The organism is Streptomyces sp. NPDC025784 (genome assembly GCF_055558435.1).
On the sequence record NZ_JBVHMN010000001.1, the window covers coordinates 989,237 to 1,013,523 of the forward strand.

Here is a 24,287-nt window from a genome sequence, read left to right on the forward strand (position 1 = left end):
CCACACATGAAACTCACCGTGGTCGGCGGGGGATCGACCTACACCCCCGAACTCGTCGACGGGTTCGCGCGGCTCAGGGACACCCTGCCCGTCGAGGAACTGGTCCTCGTCGACCCCGCCGCCGAACGCCTGGAACTGGTGGGCGGCCTCGCCCGGCGGATCTTCGCGAAGCAGGGGCATCCCGGACGGATCGTCACCACGTCCGACCTGGACGCCGGGGTCGAGGGCGCCGACGCCGTCCTGCTGCAACTGCGCGTCGGCGGCCAGGCGGCCCGCGAACAGGACGAGACCTGGCCGCTGGAGTGCGGCTGCATCGGGCAGGAGACCACCGGCGCGGGCGGCCTGGCGAAGGCGCTGCGCACGGTCCCGGTGGTGCTCGACATCGCCGAGCGTGTCCGCCGCACCAACCCGGACGCCTGGATCATCGACTTCACCAACCCCGTGGGCATCGTCACCCGCGCCCTCCTCCAGGCCGGCCACCGCACGGTCGGACTGTGCAACGTGGCCATCGGCTTCCAGCGGAAGTTCGCCGCGCTGCTCGGCGTCGCCCCCGCCGACGTGCACCTCGACCACGTCGGCCTCAACCACCTCACCTGGGAGACCGGCGTACGCCTCGGCGGCCCCGAGGGCGAGAACGTGCTGCCCAAGCTGCTCGCCGAGCACGGCGACGCCGTCGCCGACGACCTGCGCCTGCCGCGCACCCTCGTCGACCGCCTCGGCGTCGTCCCCTCCTACTACCTGCGGTACTACTACGCGCACGACGAGGTCGTGCGCGACCTGCGGACCAAGCCGTCCCGGGCCGCCGAAGTCGCGGCGATGGAGAAGCAGTTGCTTCAGATGTACGGCGACCCGGCGCTCGACGAGAAGCCCGAGCTGCTCGCCCGGCGCGGCGGGGCCTACTACTCCGAGGCGGCCGTGGACCTCGCGGCCTCGCTGCTCGGCGGTGGCGGCAGCCCGTACCAGGTCGTGAACACGTACAACAAGGGCACACTCCCCTTCCTGCCCGACGACGCCGTCATCGAGGTGCAGGCCGCCATCGGGTCCCACGGGCCCGCACCGCTGCCCGTGCCCGCCGTGGACCCGCTGTACGCGGGCCTGATGGCGAACGTGACCGCGTACGAGGACCTGGCGCTGGAGGCCGCCCTGCGCGGTGGCCGCGACCGCGTCTTCCGGGCCCTCCTCGCCCATCCCCTGATCGGCCAGTACGCCTACGCCGACACCCTCACCGACCAGCTGATCGCGCACAACCGGGAGCACCTCGCGTGGGCATGACGTCATCGGGTCCCGGCGCCGGGACGGCCGCCGGGACCGGCCCCGCGCACGCCGCGCACGCCCCGGCCTCCCGGGACACGGCGCTGGTCCTGGCCATCGACGCGGGGAACAGCAAGACCGACGTCGCCGTGATCACCGCCGACGGCGACGTCGCCGGCACCGCGCGCGGCGGCGGCTTCCGGCCCCCCGCCGTGGGGGTCGACACCGCCGTGGACACGGTCGGCGAGGCGGTACGGAGGGCCTTCGCCGAAGCCGGCGTGACCTCCGCCTCGCACGTGTCCGCGTGTCTCGCCAACGCGGACCTCCCCGTGGAGGAGGAGCAGCTGGCCGCCGCGCTGCACGCGCGCGCGTGGGGGCCGAGCGTGGAGGTACGCAACGACACCTTCGCGATCCTGCGCGCCGGGATCGCCGAACCGCGCGGCGTGGCCGTCGTGTGCGGGGCCGGCATCAACTGCGTCGGCATGCGGCCCGACGGCCGCACCGCCCGCTTCCCCGCGATAGGACGCATCTCCGGTGACTGGGGCGGCGGTTGGGGCCTGGCGGAGGAGGCCCTGTGGTACGCGGCACGCGCCGAGGACGGACGCGGCGGGCCCACGGCCCTGGCCCGGACCCTGCCCGCGCACTTCGGGCTCACCACCATGTACGCGCTCATCGAGGCCCTCCACCTGGGGGACGTCGACACCGCCCGGCGGCACGAGCTGACACCCGTGCTGTTCGCCACCGCGGCGGACGGCGACGCGGTGGCCCGCTCCCTCGTCGACCGGCTCGCGAACGAGGTGGTGGCGATGGCCACGGTCGCGCTGACCCGTCTCGACCTGCTCGCCGAGGAGACCCCGGTCCTGCTCGGCGGGTCCGTCCTCGCGGCGCGCCACCCCCAGCTCGACGACCGCGTACGCGAACTCCTCGCCGCCCGCGCCCCCAAGGCGGTCCCCCGCGTGGTCACCACCAGCCCGGTGCTCGGCGCGGCGCTCCTGGGCCTCGACCACGTCGACGCACCGGACGCGGTGCACGCGCGCGTGCGGGCGCACTACGAGGAGGTCTGAGGCCGCGTCGGGCCGTCGGACGGTCCGCGCCGGGAGTTCCCGCACATCCGCGGGAACGAACGGCGCGGACGGCGCCTCTGGTGGGTGTCGATCCCTACCGCAGGAGGCCTCATGTCCGACCGCACGGCACGACGAGCCGCCGCACCGCTCGCCTCGGTGCTCACCGCGGACGCCCTGCTCCACCTCTTCTGGGCGACCGGCTCCACCTGGCCGGCCGCCGACGAGAAGAGCCTGTCGCAGGCCGTCCTGGGCGTCGAGGCACCGTTCACCCCGCCCGTCCTCCTGCCGCTCGCCGCGCTCCTGCTGACGGCGAGCGGCATCGTCGTCGCCCAGTCCCTACGGCCCTGCCGCCTGCTGCGGCTGGGCACCCTCGCCGTGGCGGCCGGTCTGTCGCTGCGCGCTCTCGCGGGCGTCCACTGGATCTTCGCCCAGGACACCTCGACGGTGTTCCACCGGCTCAACCTCGCGCTCTACACCCCGTTGTGCGCCGTGCTGTGCGTCGCCGCCCTGTGTGTCGCCCGGCACCGGCGCCCCGCTGTCTCCGGGTTCTCCGCGCGCGGGGAAGATGCCGTACGTGTCCGATGACGAAACGGCCCGCCTGGTGCGCGCCGCGCAGCGCGGCGACACCCTCGCCATGGCCGGGCTGCTCGACGAACTCGCCCCCTACGTGGCCCGTATCTGCGGTCCCATCGCACTCGACCAGGGTCCGGACGCCGCGCAGGAGGCCCTCGTCGCGGTCTTCCGTTCCCTGCGCTCCCTGCGGGACCCGGCCGCGCTGCGCGGCTGGGTCCGCGCCATCGCGGTGCGCGAGGCGGTCCGCCTGGCCGGGCGGGCCGGCCGCACGGTGCCGGCCGATCTGAGCACCCTCCCGGCCCGCGGAGACCCCCAACTCGGCGCCGACATCAGGGACGTGCTGGACCGCCTGTCCCCCGAGCACCGGGCCGTGCTCGTCCTGCGCGACGTGGAGGGCCTGGACGAGCGGGCCGCGGCCGACGTGCTCGGCATCCGCGTCGGCACGGTCAAGTCCCGGCTGCACCGGGCGCGCGACACCTTCCGGAAGGCGTGGAGCTCATGACGGAACCCGACAGGACCGAACCCGGGGTGCCCGGACACCGGGGGCGCCCGTCCGGGACGGCCGGCGGATGGCCGGTCGCCGACCTCGACCCGGTGCGGCGGCTGCGGGTGCTGGCCGCCGGCGTCCGGGGCGCCCACGTCACCGAGGGCTTCGTGGCCGCCCCGTACGCCCGCGTGCGGGCGCTGCTCGACGACCTGGAGGGCGACTTCGGGCGGATCGTCCCCGACATGCGGGGGCTGCGTGTCGTGCGGCGCGACGGGCCGCGCGTGGAGGCGCTGGCCCGCAGCAGGTACGGGATGCGGGCCGCGCTGCGCGGGGAGCAACGGCCCGGCTGGTGCTGGCTGCAGAGCCGTTTCCTGCTGATCGGTGTCGCGGCGGCGCCCGAGGGCACCGGGACCCGGGTGGCCTTCACCGGAGGGGTGAGGGTGCCGGGACGCGCGGCGCTGGTGCCGCTCGGCGTGCGACGCGAGGGGGAGCGCAGCCTGCGGCGGCTCACCGGTCTGCTCTGACACGAACGGGAACCGAACAGATCCGGATCGCGTATTCATGGGAAGGGGGGTGGTGCGGGGGTTTCGCGCTGCGTTGCCGCCCGAACGGCCCGCTGCCGTACGGAGGGTGCGGGGCAATCCGCACAAGATCCAGTCAAGGCCTGTGCGGATGTCAGCCACGGCGGGGATACTTGCGGCCGTGCACCTTCGTCCGCGCCCCGTACCACCGGCGCACGGGACGACGGTGACGGAACGGATGACCATGGGGGAGGTCAAGTGACACAGCCGCCGAAGGGCAGTACAGCACCACCGGGGCGGGCCACGCCCACGATGCCCGCGGTCCCGCCGCAGTCCGGGCCTCCCGGCCCGCGGGGCGGCGCCGCCCCGCGGACGGACTCCGAGGCCCCCGCCCGGCGCACGGCCTGGGCGGAGGGCGTCGACCGTCTGCGCGCCGCCGCCACGACCGAGCCGGGCCGGCTGCGCATCATCGGCGCGCTGCTCGCGCTGCTGGTCGTCGCGTTCGGCGCGGTCACCGCCTGGCAGATGACGGAGCGCGCGGCGGCGGCGGACGACGTGCTGCACAGCAGCCAGCCGCTGAGCGCGAGCGCCGCCGACATCTACCGCTCGCTGGCGGACGCGAACACGGCGGCCTCCAGCGGCTTCCTGGCCGGCGGCCAGGAGACGAAGGCCTCCCGCGACCGGTACGAGCTGGACATCAGGACGGCGGCCGCCAAGCTGATCACGGCGGCCAACAGCTCGAAGCCGGGCTCCCCCTCGGCGAGGACCATCACCAAGCTGAACCGTCTGCTGCCCGAGTACAAGGGCCTGATCGAGCGGGCGCGTGCCAACAACCGCCAGGGATACCCGCTGGGCGGCGCCTACCTGCGCTACGCGAACGACAAGATGCAGCACGAGATGCTGCCCGCCGCCGAGGACCTCTACAAGCGGGAGAACCAGCGGCTCGGTTCCGACTACGCGGACGCCAAGCCGTACCCATGGGCCGCGATCGGCCTCGGTGTGCTCGCGCTCGGCGGTCTCGTGTGGGCGCAGCGGCGCAACTACCACCGGACGAACCGTGTGCTGAACCAGGGCATGGTCGCCGCCTCGGCCGCCGCCACCGTCGTGCTGCTCTGGCTGGTCGTCGGGCACAGCCTCGCGCGGGCCGGGCTCGATGAGTCGTACGACCACGGAGTCCGCTCGCTGAACGTGCTGCACGACGCCCGGATCGCCTCCCTCAAGGCCCGGGGCAACGAGAACCTGACCCTGGTCAGTCGCGGAGCGGAGACCAAGACGCTCGCCGACGGCAAGACGACCGTCGACCTGTACGACTACGACTTCCAGCAGGACATGAAGACGCTCACCAAGGGCCTGGCGAAGGCCGCGGAGCTCTCCGACGACGCGGCGGGCGAGACACCCGTCAAGGCGGCGACGGCCAACATGAAGGTGTGGAAGTCCCGCCACGCCGATGCCCGCGAGGCCGACAACGGCGGCGACTACCAGGGCGCCCTGGACCTGGTGATCGGCTCCGACAAGGTCAAGCCGACCGGCGAGTGCTTCGACGGCGTGGACAAGAACCTGGAGAAGGCGCTCGACCACGAGCAGGCCGAGTTCAAGCAGGCGGCGGGCGACGGCCTGGACGCGATGACCGGTCTGCCGGTCGGCGCGGCGGTCCTCGCGGTGCTGGCCGCGGCGGGCGCCGTGCTCGGCATCGGGCGCAGGCTTTCGGAGTACCGGTGAGAGGGGGAGCGGCAATGACGGCACGACGCCTGAGGGCGAGCCTGAAGGGCTGGGGCGGCGTGGGCGCGATGGCCGTCGCCTGCGCGCTCGCCGTGGTCTTCGCCCTGCTGCTGCCCCTGAGCGGCAGCCGTGGGGACGGCAGCACGGGAATCGGCAGCCGGGGCGTGGCCGAGGGCATCCAGGCGAAGGCCGAGGAGTGCACCGACCCGCAGGACCGGAGCCTCGCCCCGTCCGGCGACGAGAGCGGCGACACCATCACCGCCATCAAGAAGCGCGGCTATCTGTCGGTGGGCGTCGACCAGAACAGCTACCGCTGGGGCTACCGCAACCCGAACCGCGGCGGCAGCGACCTGGAGGGCTTCGACATCGACCTCGCGCACCGCATCGCGCGCGAGATCCTCGGTGACGAGAACGCGATCCGGTTCCACGCCATCCCCACCAACCAGCGCATCCCGGCGATCCAGAGCGGCCAGGTCGACATGGTGGTCCGCACCATGACGATCACCTGCGAGCGTCTGGACCAGGTCGCCTTCTCCGCCCCGTACTTCAAGACCGGCCAGCAGGTCCTCGCCCCGCGGACCTCCCCCATCAAGGGGTACGACAAGACGCTGGCGCACCAGCGGATCTGCACGGCCGCGGGCTCCACGGCCTACGACAAGCTGGACGCGGACAAGAAGGCGGACAAGCTCGTCTCCTCCGCCGACATCTCCACCACGGTCCCCAACCAGCTCGACTGCCTGGTGCGGCTCCAACTGGGCGAGGTCGACGCCGTGGTGACCGACGGCGCGCTCGCCGCGAGCCAGGCCGCGCAGGACCCGACGGTCGTGCTGAAGGGCGACACGTTCACGACGGAGTACTACGGCGTGGCGATGAAACTGGGCGCGGACGATCTGGTACGCCGGGTCAACCAGGTCCTCGTGGACTACCGCAAGAGCGGCTGGCGCGCCTCGTACGACAAGTGGCTGTCCGCCACCCTGGGCGAGGGCTCGCTGTCGGCGGACCCGCCCGCGGCGAAGTACAAGTAATCGACCTGATACGACTGGAGAGTTACCCGGCGCGGACCACCGGCAACGGCGGGCGTGCGGGGGACGACGGAGAGCGAGAGGTGATCGATGGGCGTCACGGGACCCCCCGGGCCGGTGATGGACCGGGACGAGGTGGACCGTGCGCTGGCGCGGCTCGGCGCGGAGCACGAGGCCATCGAGACCTCGCTCCTCGCCCTGCAGGACCACGCGGGCCGAAGGCTCCTGGAGGGCGCCGAGCTCACCGGCACCACCAAGGAGCGCTGGACGGCCGCGGACGCGTCGATCACCCTGCTGTGGGCCTACTTCGACGCGTACACGGGCGCGCTGCGCTCCGCGCGCGACATCCGCTCCCGCAGACGCTGGTCCAGCCGTGACGACCTGGTCGAACTCACCGAACTGCTGCGCGGCGAGAGCGTCACGGTCGCGGGCAGCGCGACCGCCACGGCGAACGCCCCGACGCTCTCCGCCGGCAAGCTCAGCGAACAGTTCTCGCTGGCCGCGCTCGTGGAGCGGATGAACGAGCTGTACGCGTCCTCCCTCGACATGGTCGTCGCCGCGGACGCCGTCTGGTCCGCGCTGCCCGCCCGCATCGATTTACTGGCCGCGGAGCTCCAGCGCACCCGCCGGCTCGCGCACTCCGTCGGCGTGCGCCCGGGCGAGCACCCGGCGGGCGACGACTTGGAGCGGATCACCCGCACGCTCACCGCGCTGCGCGAGCGGGTGGTGTCCGACCCGCTGGCTTTCTGGACCCCCGCGCAGGGCAGTTCGGCCCCGGGCGGCGGCCGTCCGGACACGACGACGTACGACCGCGAGGCGCGCGCCCTGGAGGACGTGCGCCGGGAGATCGACGCGGTGCTGACCGTCCGCCAGGACGCGGAGGCACGGCTCGTGAAGCTGCGGGACATACTCAGCCGCGCGGACCGCACGCTCGCCGAGGCGCGCAGCGCCCGCGGTGAGGTCCTCGCGAAGATCGCCGCGTCCGAGGTCCCCGTGGTCAGCGGTCCACCGACCGCGCTCCAGGAGCAGCTGGCGACGGCCGCGGAGTACCGCAGACACGGGCAGTGGCACCGGCTCTCCCCGCTGCTCGAATCGCTGGAGGAGCGGGCCGAGGACGAACTCCTGCGCGCCCGCGAGTCGTTGACCGCGGTCACCGCGCCGTTGGCGGTCCGCGCGGAGCTGCGCGGCCGCCTCGACGCGTACAAGGCGAAGGTGGCACGGCACGGCCTCGCCGAGGACCCGTTCCTCGTCGAGCGGTACGACGCGGCGCGCCGCATGCTGTGGAGCGCGCCCTGTGATCTGCGGGTCGCCGGGGAGGCGGTGCTGCGCTACCAGCGCGCCGCGGCCGACCTGTTGAGTCCGCGCGTGCCCGAGCAGGGCGGCGGTCCCGTCGACCGGGTCGACGGGGCGGACCGGAGGGGGGAATCGTGAGTCAGCAGGCCCCGGGTGGGCAGCAGAAGTGCCAGCGGCCCGGTTGCTCGGGTTCGTACGAGGACGTGGGCGGCGGAGAGCTGTACTGCGACACGTGCGGCCTGGCGCCGGTGGTGTCGGCGACCGGCATGGTCGGCTCACCCCCGACCGGGATCACCGCGGGCGGGAAGGGCTCGCGCGGCTCCGGCCGGGGGTCCAGCAGCAGTTCGCGGGCGAGCTCGCGCAGTTCGTCACGTTCGTCGCAGTCGCGCCGCTCGGTCTCCGGACGCCTGTCGCGCTCGCTGTCGGGCCGGACGACGGGCCGTTCGGTGTCGGTCCGCAGCTCCGGCTCGACCGCCGGTGCCTCCGGGCGCGGCCGGCTCGGGGCAGGTCTCGTCGAGGTGCCGGACGTGCCGCGGCCCGACCCGCGCGCGATGGTCCAGGCGAACCCCGAGGTCCCCGAGCGCAAGCGGTTCTGCTCGCGCTCCGACTGCGGGGCTCCGGTGGGTCGCGCCCGCGGCGAACGGCCCGGACGCACCGAGGGCTTCTGCACCAAGTGCGGCCACCCGTACTCGTTCGTGCCCAAGCTGCACGCGGGCGACATCGTGCACGGCCAGTACGAGGTGGTGGGCTGTCTCGCGCACGGCGGGCTGGGCTGGGTCTATCTCGCCGTCGACCGCGCGGTCTCCGACCGCTGGGTGGTCCTCAAGGGCCTGCTCGACACCGGCGACCAGGACGCGATGGCCGCCGCGATCTCCGAGCGGCGCTTCCTCGCCGAGATCGAGCACGCCAACATCGTGCGGATCTACAACTTCGTCGAGCACCTCGACCAGCGGACGGGTTCGCTGGACGGGTACATCGTCATGGAGTACGTCGGCGGGAAGTCGCTCAAGGAGATCGCCAACGGCCGCCGCACACCGGACGGGAAGCGGGACCCGCTGCCCGTGGAACAGGCCTGCGCCTACGGCATCGAGGCGCTGGAGGCCCTCGGTCACCTGCACAGCCGCAACCTCCTGTACTGCGACTTCAAGGTCGACAACGCGATCCAGACCGAGGACCAGCTGAAGCTGATCGACATGGGCGCGGTGCGCAGGATGGACGACGACGAGTCGGCCATCTACGGCACGGTCGGCTATCAGGCGCCGGAGGTCGCGGAACTCGGGCCGTCGGTGGCCAGCGACCTCTACACGGTCGCCCGCACCCTCGCGGTGCTCACCTTCGACTTCCAGGGCTACACGAACGTCTTCGTGGACTCGCTGCCGGACCCGGACAACATCGAGGTCTTCCGCCAGTACGAGTCGTTCTACCGGCTCCTCGTCCGGGCCACCGATCCCGACCCGGCCCGCAGGTTCGCGTCCGCGCAGGAGATGTCCGAGCAGCTGACCGGTGTCCTGCGTGAGGTCGTCTCCCTCCAGACGGGCCGGGCGCGGCCGGCGCTGTCGACGCTGTTCGGCCCCGAACTGAAGGTCACGGACACCGAGTTGTTCGGAAGGCTGGACGGCCAGGTGTCGCGCCTGGGCGCGCGGGCCGTGCCCGTACGCGGGAAGAAGGGCGCGGCCCCGCGGCCGGACGGCGCGAACGCGGCTCCCGCGCTGCCCCCCACGACGGCGCCGAGCGCGCTCGTCAAGCCCGTCCAGGCGGGCGGCACGGCGCTCGCGCTGCCCGTCCCGCTGGTGGACCCGAGCGACCCCAACGCGGGCTTCCTCGCGGGTCTCATGGCGTCCGCCCCGGCGGAGCTGATCACCGCGCTGCAGGCGGCGCCGGCCGGATCACCGGAGCTCAGGCTGCGCGAGCTGCGGGCCCGCCTCGAAATGGGCGAGCTGACCAGCGCGGGCAAGTCCCTGGACACCCTGGAGGCGGACCATCCCGACGACTGGCGGGTGGTCTGGTACCGCGGTGTCGCGGCGCTGGCCACCGGGGAGTTCGAGATCGCTGCGCTGTCCTTCGACGCGGTCTACGACGCCTTCCCGGGCGAGCCCGCGCCCAAGCTGGCGCTCGGCCTGTGCGCGGAGGTGCTCGGGCAGCTGGACAACGCCGCCGAGTACTACCGGCTGGTGTGGACGACGGACCCCAGTTATGTGAGTTCGGCGTTCGGGCTGGCCCGCGTGCAGCTCGCCGCGGGAGACCGCCGCGCCGCCGTGGCCACCCTGGAGTCCGTGCCGGAGGCGTCCATCCACTACACCGCCGCGCGGGTCGCGGCCGTCCGGGCACGGCTGCGCCAGCGGCTGGCCGAGGAGGCGGCGGCAGCGGCGTTCCTCGACGATCTGACCGCGGCGGCGGGCCAGGTCGAGGCGCTCGACGGGTACGGTCTGGACGCGGTCCGACGCGAGCAGTTGTCGACGGAAGTCCTTGGCTGTGCGCTGGACTGGGTACTCTCCGGTAGCCAGGGTTCCGCTCCGGCTCCCGGAGGCGGACGTGTGCTGCTCGGCAGCGCGCTGGACGAGCGCGGTCTCCGCTTCGGACTGGAGCGTTCGTACCGCACGCTGGCCCGGCTCGCGCAGGGCGGCGAGGAGAGGATCGACCTGGTGGAACGTGCGAATCGTTACCGCCCCCGGACGTGGGTGTGATTGATGTCCCAGATGCCCCAGCCGACGGCCCTTTCGCGGTGCCCCGTGTGCGAGGAGCCGCTGGAGGCGGGTGACCGTTTCTGCGGTGCGTGCGGCTACGACCTGTCGGCCGTGCCCGCACCGCCGCAGGACAGCCCGGACGACGCGACGATCACGATGAACGGCACGTCGGCGCGGCCTCCGGCCGCCGCGTCCGTGGAGTGGCCCGTCGCCCCCGAGGTCGACAGCTCCGACATGCCCGCGCCGATGCACCGGGCCACCGACATCCGCGGCACGGATTCGGGCGGCTCCGAACTCCCGCACCCGCACCCGCACCCGCACCCGGACCTGGAGTCCGCGCGTGCGCACGAGCCCGGTGCGGCGCGGCCCGGGGCCGCTCCGGCCTCCGGTGCGCGGCCGCCCGCCCCGCAGTCTCCGACGGCGCCCCCCGCCCCTCAGGGCCCCGGCGCCCCGGCGCCGGGGGCACAGCCGCCCGGCGGCCGGATGCCGGGCGGACAACTCCCCGGCACGCAGGCACCCGTCGGACAGGTGTCCGGCGGGCAGCTCCCCGACGCCCGGCCGCCCGCCGCGGCGGCGGGCGCGCCGTCTCCGGCCGGCCGTCCGTCCGGCGGGCAGGCGCCCGGCACGGAACCGTCCGGGGTGCGCTTCGACCGGCCCTCCGAGCCGGACGAGTACCCCCTGGCACCCCCGGCCGCCGAGGCCCCCGCGGCCGGCGGCGGCGCGGCCGGCGCCCCCGCGGATCCCCGCACCGCCGATCTGGCGAGCCCGTCCGCGGGAACCAAGCTCTGCGTCGCCTGCCGTTCGGGCCGTGTCGACGACGACGGCTACTGCGAGAACTGCGGCCACGCGCAGCCCCGGGAGCGCGATCACATGGAGCAGGAGCTCGACGCGGTCGCGGCGGTCAGCGACCGCGGTCTGCGCCACCACCGCAACGAGGACGCGTTCGCGATCTCGTCCACCGCGCTGCCCGACGGGTCGCCCGCGGTCGTCGCGATCGTGTGCGACGGCGTCTCCTCGGCGACCCGTCCGGACGAGGCCTCGCTCGCCGCGTCGAACGCGGCCAACGAGGCGCTCCTGGCGGCCCTGCCGCGTGGCACGCATCCGCAGCAGGCGATGCACGACGCGATCGTCACCGCGGCGGACGCCGTCAACGCGCTGGCCGACGCGTCCACCGCACAGGGCGAGCACGCGCCGCACGTCAACGCGCCCGCGTGCACCCTCGTCGGCGCGGTCGTCACGACGGCCCTGCTGGTCGTCGGCTGGGTCGGCGACAGCCGCGCCTACTGGGTGCCCGTCGACCGTTCCTCGCCGCCGGCACGGCTCACCGAGGACGACTCGTGGGCCGCCCAGATGGTCGCGGCGGGCCTGATGAACGAGGCGGAGGCGTACGCCGACGAGCGCGCCCACGCCATCACGGGCTGGCTCGGCGCGGACGCCTACGAACTGGAGCCGCACACCGCTTCCTTCAAGCCGGACCGGCCGGGTGTAGTGGTGGTGTGCACCGACGGTCTGTGGAACTACGCGGAGGCGGCCGAGGACATGGCCGAGGTCGTACCCCTCGACGCCGCCGAACGGCCGCTGCACAGCGCGCAGGTGCTGGTCGGTCACGCCCTGGACGGCGGGGGCCACGACAACGTAACAGTGGCCGTCCTGCCGTTCCCCGCCCCACCGCAGGGGGCAGGATCGGCCTGAGGCCGCGAAACCCGGACCAGCCGGGCCACGGAACCACCGGCCCGCGGACCGCGGGTCCGCGGGTGGTGGCACCGCGGGTCCCGGCACCGCGGACCGCGCACAGGGCGACGGCCTCGGACCGGAGGGGACCGGTCCGCATACAGTCATCACCTCCGCCAGCACCGGAGGCCCGAGGGGGACAGAGAAGGCATGGCCAATTTCTCGAAGTCGAACGTGCCGCAGTTCTCGGTCGACGTGTACCAGAACGAGTACCTGCCCGAGGGCGGTCGTGAGGTCAACGCGATCGTCACCGTGAGCGCGACCGGCGGCGGCACCATCGGAAGCGCCGTGGCGGCACCGCACCTCTACTCGCCCGGACAGGGACCGGACGCGGCCGTGGCGATCATGGTCGACTGTTCGGGGTCGATGGACTACCCGCCGACCAAGATGCGCAACGCCCGCGACGCGACGGCCGCCGCGATCGACACGCTGCGCGACGGCGTGCACTTCGCGGTGATCGGCGGCACGCACGTCGCCAAGGAGATCTATCCCGGCGGCGGGCGGCTCGCCGTCGCCGACGCGGCCACCCGCGACCAGGCGAAGCAGGCCCTGCGCCGGCTGAGCGCCGGCGGCGGCACGGCCATCGGCACCTGGCTGCGCCTGGCCGACCGGCTGCTGTCCTCCGCCGAGGTCTCCATCCGGCACGGGATCCTGCTCACCGACGGGCGCAACGAACACGAGTCGCCCGAGGACCTGAAGGCCGCGCTGGACTCCTGCGCCGGACGGTTCACGTGTGACGCGCGTGGAGTGGGCACCGACTGGGAGGTCAAGGAGGTCACCGGGATCGCCTCCGCGCTCCTCGGCACCGCCGACATCGTGGCCGACCCCGCCGCCCTGTCCGCCGACTTCACACAGATGATGGAGACGGCCATGGGCAAGGAGGTCGCGGACGTCGCGCTGCGCCTGTGGACGCCGGTCGGGACACAGATCAAGTTCGTGAAGCAAGTGGCGCCCACGGTCGAGGAACTGACGGAGCGCCGGAGCGAGGCCGGGCCGCGCGCCGGGGACTACCCCACCGGCTCCTGGGGCGACGAGTCGCGCGACTACCACGTGTGCGTGGAGGTCCCGGCCGCCGGAATCGGCCAGGAGATGCTGGCGGCCCGTGTGTCACTGGTCATCCCGCAGGGCGACGGCAGCGTGCAGAACCTCGGCGCGCAGGGTCTCGTCCGGGCGGTGTGGACGGACGACATGGCCGCCTCGACGTCGATCAACCCGCAGGTGGCGCACTACACAGGACAGGCCGAACTGGCGCAAGTCATCCAACAAGGCCTGGATGCCCGCAAAGCGGGCGATGCGGACGGTGCAACAGCCAAGCTGGGACGTGCCGTTCAGCTCGCCAGCGCCTCCGGCAACGCCGATACTGCGAAACTGCTTGCGAAGGTGGTGGACGTGGTCGACGCCGCGGCAGGTACTGTGCGATTGAAGGCAAAGGTCGAAGAGGCCGACGAGATGACTCTCGAGACACGGTCCACAAAGACTGTTCGTGTAAAGAAGTAGCGAGCCCGGTTCCCGAGGGGAGCCGGAGAAACCCGGCCCCGAGGGCCGGAAAGGAAAGGGGGAAGCGCCGACATGCCGACCTGCCCGAACGGACATCAGTCGGGTTCCGACGACTGGTGCGAGGTCTGCGGTCACCGCATGGCCGGAGCCGTGCCCCCGCCACCTCCCCCGCCGCCGCCCGGCGCCGGGTACGGCTATCCGCCGCCCGGTTCGCCCCCGCCGCCGCCCGGCGCCGGCGGGCGCCCGCACCTGTCCGCCGTACCCGACCCCGAGCCGGAGCTCTGCCCGCAGTGCCGCACGCCCCGTGAGGGCGCCGCGCCGTTCTGCGAGGAGTGCCGGTGGAACTTCCTGACCAACACCGCCACGTCGTACACGCCGGCGGCGCCGCGTCCGCCGGCCGGTGGGATGGGCGGTCCCGGCGGTCCCGGTGGCATGGGCGGTCCCGGTGGCAACCCCCCGCCGCGGTTCCCGCAGCAGGGCCCCGGCCAGCCGGGCGGTCCCGGTGCCGGTCCCGGTCACGACCCGTTCGAGTACCAGAGTTCGCGGCCCTCGCAGATGAACCGGCCCGCCGAGCCGATCCCGCCCGGCCCGCCCTCCTCTCCGTGGGGTGCGGACGGTCCCTCGGGCTTCGGCGGCGACCCCTCGCGGCCCGTACCGCCGCCCCCGGGCCCGACGCCCGGCGGCCCCGGCGCCCCGCAGGCGTACACCCAGCAGCCCGCCTCGCCCTTCACCCAGGGCGGCCCGCCGCAGCCCGGCGGCCCGGCCTTCGGCGGTGACGACGACTGGGTGATCTCCCCGCCCTCCGCGGGCGGGCCCGGCGGCCCTGCCGGTCCCGGCGGTCCGAACGGTCCCGGCGCGGGCCAGGGCGGCTACGGCTACCCGCAGCCCGGCGTGACCCAGGCCCCGCCCGGCCCCGGCTACCAGCAGCAGCCGCTGGCGTGGAGCGTGACGATCGGTCCCGACCGCGAGTACTTCATGGCGATGATGCAGCGCTCGGGTCCCGAGGCCGCGGGGCTGAACCTGCCCGCGTACTCGCCGGAGCAGCAGCGTCCGCTCACCGGCAACCAGCTCACGATCGGCCGTCGCCGGCACTCCACCGGCGACACCCCGGACATCGACCTGTCGGTGCCCCCGGAGGACCCGGGCGTCTCGCACCAGCACGCCGTCCTGGTCCAGCAGCCGGACGGGGGCTGGGCGGTCGTCGACCAGAACTCGACGAACGGCACCACGGTCAACGGCGGGGAGGAGCCCATCCAGCCGTTCGTGCCGGTGCCTCTCCAGGACGGCGACCGGGTGCACGTCGGCGCCTGGACGACGATCACGATCCGCCGGGGCTGAGCACCGCCCCACCAACCCGTACGGGAATCACGGCAGCGGCCAGGTGTGCGGCCCCTCGGGGTCGTCCAGCCAGGCCCGGGCGCGCTCCCCGCTGACCGTGATCCCGTACCGCTCCCGCACCGGGTGGCCCTCGCGCTCCCAGAGCGCGTAGGCCTCCCGCGGGTCGAGACCGCCCACGGTCAGGGCCAGCAGGAAACGGAGCAGCTCCTCGTTCCGGGCCCGCACGGGCAGCCCTTCGACGTGCTCCGGCGCGCGTTCGGGCCGGGTCGCGCCGCGCAGGGGCACGAAGTAGGCCGGTGTGTGCAGGAAACGCCCCTCCGCGTGCCCGGCGTCCCGCACCCGCAGGGCGATCAGACCGGTGGCCAGCGGCGCGAGGATGCGGGCGCCCGGGGTGCACTGGGCCAGCCAGGGGTGCGGGATCGTGGTCAGCGTGCAGGTGGCGATGATCCGGTCGAACGGGGCGCGCTCGGGAACGCCACGGGCCCCGTCGCCGGTGACGACGAGCGGGTGATGGCCGGCGGCCGCGAGATGCCGTCGTGCGGATTCGGTGATCTCGGCGTCCAGGTCGATCGTGGTCACCCGGTCGTCGCCGAGCCGGTGGGCGAGCAGGGCCGCGTTGTAGCCGGTCCCGGCACCGATCTCCAGGACGGCGTTCCCGTCCCGTACCTCCAGTTCGGTGAGCATGGCCGCCATCAGGGAGGGCTGGCTGCTGGAGGAGACCAGTACGCCGTCGCGGACGCGGGTGGCCAGCGGGGCGTCGGCGTACGCACCCCGCACCCAGCGCTCCCGGCTGCGCGGGTCCGGATCCTCGCCCCACACGCGCTCGAAGCCCCCGAGGACGCCGACGTAGTAGTACGGCACGAAGAGATGGCGCGGGACCGTCTCGAACGCCTCCCGCCAGACGGGATCGGCCTCCCAGGCGCCGCTCGCCTCGATCTCGCGCACCATCGCGGCCCGCGCCTGTGCGGCGAGGTCGTCGAGTCCGTGGTCGAGTGCGTGCGCTCCCATGTCTCCACTGTGCTGCCGGACGGGCCGCCGGGCGAGCGACGGACCGGCCGACGGCGAGGAGTCCTGAGCGCCGACGGCGAGGAGTCCTAAGCCTCAAGTCCTCGGTCACCCCGTCTGAGACCATGGACGGGTGAAAGAGATTCGGCGCGGCACGCTTCAGGAGCAGACCTTCTACGAGCAGGTCGGCGGCGAGGAGACCTTCCGGCGCCTGGTGCACCGGTTCTACGAGGGTGTCGCCGAGGACCCGCTGCTGAAGCCCATGTATCCCGAGGAGGACCTGGGCCCGGCGGAGGAGCGGCTCACGCTGTTCCTGATGCAGTACTGGGGCGGCCCGACCACGTACAGCGAGAACCGCGGCCACCCCCGGCTGCGGATGCGCCACGCCCCCTTCACCGTGGACCAGGCGGCACACGACGCCTGGCTCAAGCACATGCGGGTCGCCGTCGAGGAGCTCGGCCTCTCCGAGGAGCACGAGACCACGCTGTGGAACTACCTGACGTACGCGGCGGCTTCGATGGTGAACACCGCGGGCTGATCCCTCCGCCGCCGGTCCGTCGCTCGGCGGCGGACCCGGTGGCGGTTCCGGACGGACCGGCTCCGGCCTCGCACGGAGGCTGACGCGCGCATTCCGGTCGCCGGACGCCGAATTCCGGTCACAATCCGGTCAAGGCCTGCCTACAAGCGCTTACCCGCGACCCAGTCCCTCTGCCAGCATCGCCCGAAGGTCCCGGGACGACGAGGGGCCGACGGGGTGACGGGGGCGGGCGGGGGTCCGGGTGACGGGGTTCGTACTACTGCGGGCGAGGGCGCACCGCCTGCTGCTCGCCGCCGCGCTGCTCACCGTCCTGCTGACGACGGCGGTGCTGGCGACCCTCACCGCCTACTCCGGCTCGATCGGCGACGCGTCCCTGCGCCACGCGCTCAAGGACCCCGCGAACGCCGTGAGCACCGCCCTGATCGTCCGGGCCGACGTCCCGGCCGAGGAGCGCGGGGCCGCCGACAGCGCCGTGCGCGAAGGGGCCCGGAAGACCTTCTCCGGGCTGCCGGTCACCCGGCGGACCCTGACGCGCTCGGGCCCGTACGCGCTGCCCCGCTCCCTCCAGCCCCCCGCCGCCCGCGCCGGGGACCCGGACCTCACGCACTTCGCCGCCCTCGACCACAGCCAGGTGCGGGTCACCGACGGGCGGCTGCCCGGCAGCCCGGACGGCCCGGTCGTCGAGGTCGCCCTGCCCGGCGCCGCCGCCGACCGCCTCGGCCTGAAGCCCGGCGCCCGCCTCACCCTCGTCGACCGGCTCGGCGGCCCCAAGGTCCACGTCCGCATCACCGGCCTCTACAAGCCCGTCCGCCCCACCGCCCCGTACTGGCAGCTGGACGCGCTGCGCGGCCGGGGGATCAACAAGGTCGACTTCACGACGTACGGGCCGCTGCTCGCCGATCCCGCGGTCCTCTCCGGGAGCCGGGTGAGCGCCGGTGAGACCGCGTGGCTGTCGTCCGCCGACTTCTCCACGCTGACGCCCGGAGAGATCGGCGCGCTGCGCGAGGCCGCCCGGGAGGGCCAGCGGAAGCTGCGCAAGGACCCGGCCCTGACCGGGGCGACGGCCGTGTCGACCTCGCTGCCCGAGGTCCTGGACAGCGTCGAGCGCTCGCTGCTCGTCTCGCGTTCGACACTCCTCATCGTCGCGTCGCAGCTGGCCCTGCTCGCCGGATACGCACTGCTGCTCGTCGCCCGGCTGCTGAGCGCCGAACGAGTCGGCGAGACCGAGGTCTTGCGGGCGCGCGGCGCCTCGCGCGCCCGCGTCGGAACGCTCGCCGCGCTGGAGGCCCTGCTCCTCGCGCTGCCCGCCGCGCTCTGCGCGCCGCTCCTCGCCGGACCGCTGACCCGGCTGCTCGCCGGGCAGGGCGCGCTGGCGCGGATCGGGCTGCGCCTCGACACCTCGCAGGGGCTCGGCGCGGTGTGGCTGGTCGCGGCGGGCGTGGCGCTGGGCTGCGCGCTCGCGGTGATCGTGCCGGCCCTGACGGCGGGCGACAGCGACAGAGGCCGGGCGCGCACGCTGCCCGCGCCGGTGCGCGCGGGCGCGGACATCGGGCTGCTGGCGATCGCGGGCGTCGCGTACTGGCAGCTGGACCGGCAGACGTCCGGCGCCGTCAGCGGCGACACCTCGGGCACCCTCGGCGTCGACCCCCTGCTGGTCTCCGCCCCCGCCCTCGCCCTGCTCGCCGGGACCGTCCTCACGCTGCGGCTGCTGCCGCCGATGGCGCGGCTCGCGGAACACCGGGCCGCGAGCGGCCGGGGACTGCCCACGGCACTCGCGGGCTGGCAGCTCAGCCGCCGCCCGATGCGCGGCGCCGGACCGGTCCTGCTGCTCGTGCTCGCCGTCGCCATGGGCATGCTCGCCATCGGCCAGGGCGCGTCCTGGAACCGCTCGCAGGACGACCAGGCGGACTTCCGGGCCGGCACGTCGGTCCGTGTCCTCGCGGGCGACGAGGACGCGCTCGGCCAGGCCGAGGCGTACGCGGCCCTGCCCCGCGTACAACAGGCCGCTCCCGCCGTCCGCACCACGCTGCCGCTGTCGGGCAGCCGTACCGCCACGGTGCTCGCCCTCGACACGGCGCACGCGGCGGACGGTGTGCTGCTGCGCCGGGACCTGGCCGACCGGCCCGTGCGCCCGCTGCTCGCGGGACTCGGGCCGAAGGAGACCTCCAGGGGGACGCCGGTCCCCAGGGGCAGCGAACGGCTCGGCATGACCGTACGTCTGAGCAGCACGGGCGGCACGACGACAGCAGACCTGTCGGTCACCCTGGAGGACCGCTACGGAACGCCCCACTCGCTGCGGATCGGCCGGCTCCCCTCCGACGGGCGGGCGCACCCGCTCGCCCTCGACCTCCCGCGGAGTACCGCGCCCCTGCTGCTCACCGGACTCCAGCTGGACATGACCCAGCCCACCGACACCGCGCAGCAACACCGCTTCGGTGTCGAGGCGTTGAACACGACCGGCGCCGACGGCAAGCAGCACGAGCTGCCGCTGCCCACCGACTGGAAGACGGCGTCGGGGAGCACCAGCACCGCGGCGTCCCCCGACGAGGCCACCCGACCCACTCCCCCGCGCGTGGACAAGGCCTCGAAGCGGTCGTTCTCCGTCCGCTACGGCACCGGCTACCTCCCGCTCCAACTCGCCTGGCAGATCACGTCGGTGACCGTCCGTATGCAGGTGGTGCAGCCGAAGGCGCCGGAGATCACGGCGGTCGCGACGGACCGCTTCCTGACCTCGTCGGGCGCCCGCACCGGAGACCGGGTGGACGTGCCGTTCGGCGGTCGTACGGTGCCGGTACGGATCGTGGACAGCGTCCGCGCGCTGCCGACGACGGACAGCCCGCCGGACGGCACGGCGGCCGGGGAGACGATCCGCGCCTCGGAGAACGGCGGTGCGCTGATCATCGACCTCCGGTCGGTGAACCGGGTGCTCCAGGCGCGCTACGGGCAGAGCGTCCCGCCCGGTGAGTGGTGGCTGCGGACCGCGCCCGGCGACTCGGCACGGGTCGCGGCGGAGCTGCGGGAGCGGCCCGGCATGGAGCCGTCGCAGGTCGTCGTCCGCGACGAGATCGCGGACCGGTTGCGCGACGACCCGTTCGGGGCGGGCCCCGAGGCCGCGTTCGCTGCGGCGGCCGTGGTGGCCGCCGCCCTCGCCGCGGTCGGCTTCGCGGTGAGCACCGCCGGGTCGCTGCGGGAGCGCGGAGCCGAGTTCGCGGTGCTGCGGGCGCTGGGCGCGCCGCGCCGCCAGCTGGCCCGGCTGATCGCCGTCGAGCAAGGCGTCCTGGTGACCCTGGCGCTGGTGGTGGGCGTGGCCCTGGGCGCGGTGCTGGCACGGGCCGTGGTGCCGCTGATCGTGCTGACGTCCCAGGCGACCCGGCCGACCCCCGAGGTCCTGGTCCAACTCCCGCTCCCGCACGTGGCGGTGCTGCTGGCAGCGGTGGCGGTGACCCCGCTGGCGATCACGGCTTTCCTTTCGCTGCACCGCCCTGACCCGGCGACTTCACTGCGACGGCAGGGGGGTGAGTGACATGACCGGTCCCACGGACGAGACGAACGACGCGGGCGACACGGGCGGCACCGGCGCCGCCGCGAGCACCGGCGGCGCGGCGGCGATGGTGGTGGCCCCGTGGGTCCGCACCCGGCTGCGCGCCGCACCCGGCGTGGCGGTCGCCCTGGCCCTGCTCGTCGCGCTGACCGCGTGTCTCGCCGCCGCGTTCCCGCGGGCGGTCGACCGCTACGAGGACGCGGGGCTGCGCCGGCTGCTCGACGACGCCACCGCCCGGCGGACCACCGTGCAGCTGTACGCCCCGCAGCCCGGCGTCGAACTCCCGCAGGCGGAACGGGAACAGGCCCTGCGCGGCGCCGCCCTGCGCACGGCGTACGGAAAGGTGCTCGGCGCCGTCGAACGGCCCCTCGTGCCCGACCGCGCCCAGTCCTCGTACGGGGTCCGCACCGCCAACCCCGGCGCCGCGCTGGACCCCTGGCTGCCCCGGCCCACCGGGCTGCCCGCCCATATGTCGCTGACCGCGCAGAACGATCTCGCCGACCATGCCAGGCTGCGTGAAGGACGCCTTCCGCGCGTGCGGGGCGCTGTGACCGCTGCGACGCCCGAGGTGGAGGCGGCGGTCACCGCCGCCACGGCCAGGACGCTGAAGATCAAGGTGGGTTCGGTGATCCATCTGCCCGGCGTGGAACGCGCGCCGCTGGCCGTACGGGTCACCGGGATCGTCGAGCCGCGCGAGCCCGACGGCTCCTACTGGTCGGCGATGCCCGTGCTGCGCAAGCCCTCCCTGGTCCAGCTGGCCACTCCGGCCGGCGTGCCGAACAGGTACTGGCTGGGCGCGCTGCTGCTGCCGCCGGACGCGGCGCCCGTCCTGCTCGGCACGGCGGGGAAGCCCGAGCGCTACTGGCAGCTGGCGCCCGACACCACGTCGCTGACCGCGCACGAGGTGGACCGGCTGTCCTCCGCGATCGCCGCGCTGGAGTCGGGGCCGGGCCTCGGACGCGTGCGCGAGAAGGTCGACCCGCTGGCGGACGCGACGACGGACCTGGACGAGGTCCTGACATCGTTCGTCCGGCTGCGGTCCGGCATCGGCCCGCTGGTGGCCGTGGCCGCCTTCGGCACCGGCACGGTCGCGGCCGTCGTGCTGCTGATGGCGGGCGGCCTCGCCGTCGACCGGCGCCGCGCCGAACTGGCCCTGCTGCGCGCCCGCGGCGGATCCCTACGGGGCATAACGGCACGGCTGCTGGCCGAGACGGCCGTCGTCGCGGTGCCCGCGGGCGCGCTCGGCCTCGCGGTGGCACTGCTCGCCGTGCCCGAGGCCCGCCTCACCCACGCGGTCGCCGCCGCCGTCGCGGTGACCGCCCTGGCCTGCGCCACCCTGCCCGTCCGGGCGGCGTTCGCCCACCACGCCGTACGCATCCAGGGGGGCCGCGAGGACCTGGCGTCCGTACGTCCCTCACGCCGTCGCACGGTCGCGGAACTCACGCTGCTGGTGCTGGCGTCGGGTGCCGTCGTCGCACTGCGGCGCCGCGGCGCCTCCGGCGATCAGCTGGTCGCGCTGGCGCCGGTCCTGGTGGGCGTCATCGCGGCGCTGGTCCTGGTCCGGCTCTACCCGCTGCCGCTGCGCCGGCTGGCCCGGCCCGCCGGGCGGCTGCGGGGCGCCGTAGCCCACCTCTCGCTGGCCCGCGCGGGACGCACCTCCGCCTCCACCGTGCTGCCGCTCCTCGCCCTGCTCACCGCCCTGACCACCGCAGCGTTCGGCGGCTCGGTCCTCGCGGGCGTCCACGACACCCGCGACCGCGCCGCGCTCCTGGTCACCGGCGCGGACGCCCGCATCGAGGCGACCCACCCGCTCCCGGACGCCCTGCCGGACCAGGTCCGCCGGGCTTCCGGCGTCCGCGAGGTCACACCGGTGAGCATCGCCTACGAGGCACAGGTGGGCGACGGCTCCGGAACCGAGCAGGAAGTGGTGGCGTTGGCGGGCGTGGAGCCGGAGGCGTACGGGCGGCTGGCCCGGCGCGTCGGCCTCGGCGGCTTCTCCGGCAAGGAGTTGGCCGTCCCCGCCGCGCGCGGCTCCTCGGGGACCAGTACGGGGACCACCGCGGGCGCGGACAAGCAGGTGCTCCCCGCGCTCGCCTCACCCGCCGTGGCCGGCCGGTACGGCACGCGACCGTTCGCGGTGCGGCTGGAGGACGGCAGCCAGGTGACCGTGCGGATCACCGCCGTACGGGACCTGACCCCGGCCGTCTCCGACCTCGACTTCCTGGTGGTGGACCGCGCGGGTCTGCCCGCCCGCCCCGCCCGGCCGACCGCGCTGCTCGTGACCGGCGGCCACCTGGACGGGGGCGCCCTGCGCGACGCGGCGGGCACCGGTGTGGAGGTGCGGCTGCGGGCCGAGGTGCGGGACGGTTACGTGGACTCGCCGTTGCAGACCGGTGCGGAGCGGATCTACACGGCCGCGGTCGCCGCCGGCGCCGGGTACGCCGTGCTGGCGCTGCTGCTGGCCCTCCTGCGCGCCGCGCCCGAACGGACCGCGCTCCTCGCCCGCCTGCGCACCATGGGGCTCACCCGCGCCCAGGGCCGCCGCCTGCTCGTCCTGGAGGCCCTGCCCCAGGCTCTGCTGGCCGCGGCCGGCGGGGCGCTCACCGGGTGGGCGGCGATCCGTCTGCTGTCCCCCGGCATCGACCTCACGGCGATCGCGCTCGCCGCGCCCGACTCCTCGTCCGGGGGCGCCCGGCTGCGCACCGACGCCGTCTCGCTGATCCTGCCGTCCCTGACCGTCCTGGCCCTGGCGACGGGCATCGCGGCGGCGCAGGCGTGGTGGTCGGGTCGACAGGGGTCGGTCCGGGAACTGAGGGCGGGGGACTCCCGATGACCCCCTCGACCCCGAGCGGGGCCCGGGCGCACGCCTCGGCCAGGCAGGTCACCCGCCCCGGAAGCCACCCGGCCCGCGAGGTCGCCACCCGCTCAGGAAGCCACCCGGCCCGGCACGGCCCTTCGGCTCGTCCGGCCGTGCGTCCGGACCCGTACTCGACCAGCGTCCCCGTGACCCCCGCCGGAGGCAGGCGATGACCACCACCGATCCCACCTTCGCCGATCTCGCCGACCGTGCCACCGCGCGCCGGGACCGTCCCGCCTACGGCCACGACGCCCTGATCACCTGTGACCGGCTGGTCCGGATCTTCTCCACGGACGGCGTGGAGGTCCAGGCGCTCCAGGGGCTCGACCTGCTGGTCCGCGAGGGCGAGTTGATGGCTCTGGTGGGCGCGTCGGGCAGCGGCAAGTCGACCCTGATGAACATCCTGGCCGGCCTGGACACACCCACCGCGGGCGCCGCGCGCGTCGCGGGACGCGACCTGCTGACCATGGGGTCGAAGGACCGGCTGCGCTATCGCAGGGAAGTCGTCGGGTTCGTCTGGCAGCAGACGTCCCGCAACCTCCTCCCCTATCTGACCGCGGCCCAGAACGTCGCCCTGCCGATGCAGCTGTCCGGCGCCGCCGGAGGAGGCCGCCGCACCCGCCGCGCCCAGTCCGAACGCGCCCTGGAACTGCTGGAGCTGCTGGGGATCGCCGACTGCCGAAACCGCCGCCCGCACCAGATGTCGGGCGGTCAGCAGCAGCGCGTCGCCATCGCCGTGGCGCTGGCGAACGCCCCCGCCGTGCTGCTCGCGGACGAGCCCACCGGCGAACTCGACTCCCACACCGCCGAGCAGATCTTCGCCGCGTTCCGCACGGCGAACGAACACCTCGGCACCACCATCGTGATCGTCACCCACGACCAGGCGGTCGCCGGCGAGGTCCGCCGCACGGTCGCGATCCGCGACGGCCGCACCTCCACAGAGGTGCTGCGCCGCACCGAGGTCGACGCCGCGACCGGTCAGGAGGCGGTGGTCGCCCGTGAGTACGCGATGCTCGACCGGGCGGGCCGTCTCCAGCTCCCCGCCGAGTACACCGAGGCGCTGGGCATGCGGGACCGCGTGGCGCTGGAACTGGAGCCGGACCACATCGGCGTCTGGCCGGACGACAGCACGCCCGGCTGAGAAGTCCGCGAAGGCAGTACCCTGC

Annotated in this window: 17 protein-coding genes; 16 read left to right on the forward strand and 1 reads right to left on the reverse strand. The window is 74.5% G+C overall.

Annotated elements, in window-relative coordinates:
- Positions 1 to 6: 6 nt before the first annotated feature.
- The 12 genes from ACZ4IF_RS04305 (at position 7) to ACZ4IF_RS04360 (ending at position 15,180) form a co-directional block, all read left to right on the forward strand.
- A complete protein-coding gene (locus ACZ4IF_RS04305; protein ID WP_467559369.1) occupies positions 7 to 1,272 on the forward strand; it encodes a 6-phospho-beta-glucosidase in 1,266 nt (421 codons plus the stop codon).
- On the forward strand, positions 1,269 to 2,315 hold the full coding sequence (locus ACZ4IF_RS04310) for an N-acetylglucosamine kinase (RefSeq protein ID WP_467559371.1): 1,047 nt from the start codon (positions 1,269 to 1,271) through the stop codon (positions 2,313 to 2,315). Before ACZ4IF_RS04305 ends, ACZ4IF_RS04310 begins: the two co-directional genes overlap by 4 nt.
- Before the next feature lie 111 nt (positions 2,316 to 2,426).
- Positions 2,427 to 2,900 carry a DUF3995 domain-containing protein gene (locus tag ACZ4IF_RS04315; RefSeq protein WP_467559373.1) on the forward strand — a complete coding sequence of 158 codons (474 nt, stop codon included), beginning with the start codon at positions 2,427 to 2,429 and terminating at the stop codon, positions 2,898 to 2,900.
- Entirely contained in the window at positions 2,881 to 3,390 is a 510-nt protein-coding gene (locus ACZ4IF_RS04320) for an RNA polymerase sigma factor (RefSeq protein ID WP_467559375.1), read from the forward strand. The genes ACZ4IF_RS04315 and ACZ4IF_RS04320 overlap by 20 nt, the downstream gene beginning before the upstream one ends.
- Complete coding sequence (locus ACZ4IF_RS04325; protein ID WP_467559377.1) at positions 3,387 to 3,899, forward strand: hypothetical protein; 513 nt, start codon at positions 3,387 to 3,389, stop codon at positions 3,897 to 3,899. Before ACZ4IF_RS04320 ends, ACZ4IF_RS04325 begins: the two co-directional genes overlap by 4 nt.
- 255 nt (positions 3,900 to 4,154) lie before the next feature.
- Positions 4,155 to 5,615 carry a hypothetical protein gene (locus ACZ4IF_RS04330; RefSeq protein ID WP_467559379.1) on the forward strand — a complete coding sequence of 487 codons (1,461 nt, stop codon included), beginning with the start codon at positions 4,155 to 4,157 and terminating at the stop codon, positions 5,613 to 5,615.
- Between the two features lie 14 nt (positions 5,616 to 5,629).
- On the forward strand, positions 5,630 to 6,640 hold the full coding sequence (locus ACZ4IF_RS04335; protein WP_359486989.1) for a glutamate ABC transporter substrate-binding protein: 1,011 nt from the start codon (positions 5,630 to 5,632) through the stop codon (positions 6,638 to 6,640).
- Between the two features lie 87 nt (positions 6,641 to 6,727).
- On the forward strand, positions 6,728 to 8,068 hold the full coding sequence (locus ACZ4IF_RS04340; protein WP_467559381.1) for a coiled-coil domain-containing protein: 1,341 nt from the start codon (positions 6,728 to 6,730) through the stop codon (positions 8,066 to 8,068).
- A complete protein-coding gene (locus ACZ4IF_RS04345) occupies positions 8,065 to 10,614 on the forward strand; it encodes a serine/threonine-protein kinase (protein ID WP_467559383.1) in 2,550 nt (849 codons plus the stop codon). The genes ACZ4IF_RS04340 and ACZ4IF_RS04345 overlap by 4 nt, the downstream gene beginning before the upstream one ends.
- Positions 10,615 to 10,617: 3 nt before the next feature.
- The gene (locus ACZ4IF_RS04350; protein ID WP_467559385.1) at positions 10,618 to 12,306 is read left to right on the forward strand and encodes a PP2C family serine/threonine-protein phosphatase; all 1,689 of its coding nucleotides are present in this window, start codon (positions 10,618 to 10,620) and stop codon (positions 12,304 to 12,306) included.
- A 189-nt stretch (positions 12,307 to 12,495) separates the two neighbouring features.
- Positions 12,496 to 13,842 carry a vWA domain-containing protein gene (locus ACZ4IF_RS04355; protein ID WP_467559387.1) on the forward strand — a complete coding sequence of 449 codons (1,347 nt, stop codon included), beginning with the start codon at positions 12,496 to 12,498 and terminating at the stop codon, positions 13,840 to 13,842.
- 72 nt (positions 13,843 to 13,914) lie between these two features.
- Positions 13,915 to 15,180, forward strand: a complete 1,266-nt coding sequence (locus tag ACZ4IF_RS04360; RefSeq protein ID WP_467559389.1) for an FHA domain-containing protein — start codon at positions 13,915 to 13,917, stop codon at positions 15,178 to 15,180.
- A 27-nt stretch (positions 15,181 to 15,207) separates the two neighbouring features.
- On the opposite strand, the gene ACZ4IF_RS04365 is transcribed toward ACZ4IF_RS04360, so the two are convergent.
- Positions 15,208 to 16,188, reverse strand: a complete 981-nt coding sequence (locus tag ACZ4IF_RS04365) for a methyltransferase domain-containing protein (RefSeq protein ID WP_467559391.1) — start codon at positions 16,186 to 16,188, stop codon at positions 15,208 to 15,210.
- A gap of 130 nt (positions 16,189 to 16,318) precedes the next feature.
- Here ACZ4IF_RS04365 and ACZ4IF_RS04370 point away from each other — a divergent pair, with 130 nt between their 5' ends.
- The 4 genes from ACZ4IF_RS04370 to ACZ4IF_RS04385 all read left to right on the forward strand — a co-directional run bounded on the left by ACZ4IF_RS04370 (position 16,319) and on the right by ACZ4IF_RS04385 (position 24,262).
- Positions 16,319 to 16,723 (forward strand): globin, encoded by a 405-nt coding sequence (locus ACZ4IF_RS04370; protein WP_345641467.1) that lies wholly within the window; start codon positions 16,319 to 16,321, stop codon positions 16,721 to 16,723.
- A gap of 241 nt (positions 16,724 to 16,964) precedes the next feature.
- Positions 16,965 to 20,246 carry an FtsX-like permease family protein gene (locus ACZ4IF_RS04375; protein WP_467559394.1) on the forward strand — a complete coding sequence of 1,094 codons (3,282 nt, stop codon included), beginning with the start codon at positions 16,965 to 16,967 and terminating at the stop codon, positions 20,244 to 20,246.
- 85 nt (positions 20,247 to 20,331) lie between these two features.
- The gene (locus ACZ4IF_RS04380; RefSeq protein ID WP_467559962.1) at positions 20,332 to 23,097 is read left to right on the forward strand and encodes an FtsX-like permease family protein; all 2,766 of its coding nucleotides are present in this window, start codon (positions 20,332 to 20,334) and stop codon (positions 23,095 to 23,097) included.
- Between the two features lie 193 nt (positions 23,098 to 23,290).
- A complete protein-coding gene (locus ACZ4IF_RS04385; RefSeq protein WP_467559396.1) occupies positions 23,291 to 24,262 on the forward strand; it encodes an ABC transporter ATP-binding protein in 972 nt (323 codons plus the stop codon).
- Positions 24,263 to 24,287: the final 25 nt, after the last annotated feature.